This window comes from Microbispora sp. CSR-4 (genome assembly GCF_008033685.1).
Lineage (GTDB): Bacteria > Actinomycetota > Actinomycetes > Streptosporangiales > Streptosporangiaceae > Microbispora.
In genome coordinates this window covers 1-2848 of record NZ_VJVX01000141.1, presented here as the reverse complement: position 1 = coordinate 2848, position 2848 = coordinate 1, and the positions used below count along the sequence as shown (strand labels likewise).

The window sequence follows — 2848 nt, the reverse complement described above, 5'->3', positions numbered from 1 at the left end:
GCTGGACCAACATCGCCGCCGCCACCGACCACTACCGCAGCCACCCCACCGATGCACTTCAGCTACTCGGTCTCACAACCTGAGAACGCTTCAGCCCTGGGGAAAGGACTACGAGGAGAAACGATTTTCCGACCTTCCCGGCCGGCTCCAGACCCGGCTGCTTGAGACCGAAGTAGTGGTCCACCTCATCCGGCAGGGCACACCAGAATCGGTCATGTTCAATATCTTCGCCCGGATCAACACGGGAGGACGGCCCCTGAGTCGCCAAGAACTGCGGCATGCGCTGATCCCCGGTCGCGTACGGGGCCTACTACGGGAGCTGACAGAGTCCGAGGCATACCAGAAGGCCACGCTTGGCTCGGTTCGCCCAGAACGCATGGATGATCGCGAAATGGTGCTTCGCTTCATCGCATTCCGGCTCACCGGGCCGGAGCACTACCTGCGGCAGGACTTCGACGACTTCCTCCGCGATGCGATGCACAAAGTCAACGGGCTCGGGGAGGGGGACGTATCACGGCTGCGAAACGAGTTCGCCCGGAGCATGCATGCCGCGCATGAAATCTTCGGAGACTACGCCTTCCGCAAATTCAATCTGAGAGAATCCCGACGGCGGCCAATCAACAAGGCCCTCTTCGAAGCGGTCTCCGTCGGTCTCGCCCGGCGAACGGACCACGAACTCGGCATTCTACGCAAACGACGGGAGCAGGTGTTGTGGCAGCTTTCCGCGCTCCTCGAGGAGCCCGCCTTCGAACGGTCCGTATCCCTGGCCACCGGCGACATCGGGAAGGTGAAGCTACGGTTCGGCGCGGTTGAATCTATACTGAAGGGGCTGGCCCGTGATTGACCGGCTCACCATCACGAACTTCAAGGCGTTTGCCAACGCGCAGATCCCTCTCAGTCCTTACACTTTGCTCTCCGGATTGAACTCCAGCGGCAAAAGCACGGTGCTTCAAACCCTGGCCCTCTTGAGACAGTCCCATGACGCGCTTCACGAGGAGGACGGAGGCTTCCTGCTGAACGGCGATCTGGTCGAGCTTGGGGTGGGGCAAGACGTTCTCCACGAGGACTATGTCGCATCGGACGGCGCGGAACCACGAATCCAGCTCGCCTTGCGCTGTGAAGGCATCGACTACTCCTGGTCCGCCCGGTATGAACGTGAGGCGGATCTCCTCCGGCTGGATGAGCCGCGTGATCGTCCTGCCCCCGTCCTCCCCCCAGCACTGTCCGGAGCAGGCTTCCAATACCTTCGCGCCGACCGCATCGCTCCCGCGGTGAGTTACCCCCGATCCCACGAAATCGCCGTGAGGCGCGGATTCCTTGGGTCGCGCGGCGAGCATGCGGTCAATTTCCTGCGCCACTTCCAGGACGAGCCGGTTCTGCATGAGCGCCTCCATCATCCTCAAGGAAAGTCCCGCCGCCTGCTCGATCAGGCTGAGGCATGGATGCAGGAGATATGTCCCGGTGTCAACCTTCAGGCAGACGCGATCGAGGGCACCGACTCGGTTCGCTTGAGCTTCCGTTTCGGCACTGCCGGCCTCTCCGCCAGTAACCGATACCGACCGACCAACGTCGGTTTCGGACTCACGTACGTCCTGCCAGTGGTGGTGGCCTGCCTCACCGCGAAGCCCGGTGGTCTCCTGCTCATCGAAAACCCCGAGGCCCACCTGCATCCTCGCGGGCAAACCGGGATGGCCATGCTCACCTGCGCGGCCGCGGCCGCCGGAGCTCAGGTGGTGGTCGAAACCCACAGTGACCATGTGCTCAACGGCGTCCGGCTCGCCATCAAGGAGCGGCATTTCCCCGCTGAGCACGTCCTTCTGCACTACTTTCGCAGAAGCACTCGCGGGATAGAGATATTGAATCCCACCGTGGGATCCGACGGGATGCTGTCTGATTGGCCCGAAGGCTTCTTCGACGAGTGGGAGCGTTCACTGGACCGTCTCCTGGATTGACCCGCGCCGGAAGGAACCCCCCGTGACCGTCCTGCTCTTCTTCAACGAGCTTTCCACTGCCGTGGAAGGGCCCCACCACCGGACCGACGAGGTCATGGCAGAGTTCGTAGACCTTCTCAGGGCCATTCATAGCTGGCGTAGAGACCTCGCCCTCGTCACTCCTACGCCGTTCAAGTCCATCGAGCTCACGCCGGGCTACTCGGTTCAGCGGTGGATCGCGTCCAGCGGCGCCAACCAAGATCGTTGGCGACTGATCCAGGCGATCCGAAATCGTGCCCCCTTTCAAGCCGTCCTGCCCGAGGGCGCGGACGCGGACGTCGAATATCGACACGGCGGTCGGCTTGCTGGAGGACTCGGAGCGGCACACCTTTCAGACGGTCTGGCGGTCAGCCTCTCCTATGACACGGTCTGGAACAGCGCCTGGGTCGGCCTGCACCAGAAGATGGTCGCGGAGGACGACCACGGTGAGGTGAAACTACACGAGGACACCGTCAAGGTTCGCCACGCCACCACCCACCAGCATGCTCTGGAACACAAAGACTGGGTCCAGGAGATCGGGCGGGACGGCATCACATCAGGGTCCGCAATCTGGGAAATCAGAGAAGATCGCTTTCCTCACCTCACATTTCTTCCTCGCATCGAGGGTGATCTACACAACCTGCGGCAGGACTGGATACAACCTGTTTTCACCGCATTGCTTAAATTGGAACGATCCATCGCAGACTGGGGCACCAACGCATCCGCCTTACCCTTTTGGCACACGAAGGTCAGCCAGGAGTTCGAAGGCCGGGAGCAACTGAGCCAATTTCATCCTCGGGAGGCGTGTGCTACCCGATGGTTCTGAAGGACCGCGATGGCTTTGACCAGGTGGCCGGTCTTGCTCGGGCTACATCGCA

2 protein-coding genes and 1 pseudogene are annotated in these 2848 nt (G+C 61.8%); all 3 read left to right on the top strand.

Features of this window, described 5'->3' with window-relative positions:
* Positions 1–844, top strand: a pseudogene (locus tag FLV34_RS38975) (DUF262 domain-containing protein); the annotation flags it as partial.
* On the top strand, positions 837–1952 hold the full coding sequence (locus tag FLV34_RS38970; protein WP_142646659.1) for a DUF3696 domain-containing protein: 1116 nt from the start codon (positions 837–839) through the stop codon (positions 1950–1952). The pseudogene FLV34_RS38975 and the gene FLV34_RS38970, both read left to right, overlap by 8 nt.
* Positions 1953–1974: 22 nt before the next feature.
* Complete coding sequence (locus FLV34_RS38965) at positions 1975–2796, top strand: hypothetical protein (RefSeq protein WP_147945554.1); 822 nt, start codon at positions 1975–1977, stop codon at positions 2794–2796.
* Positions 2797–2848: the final 52 nt, after the last annotated feature.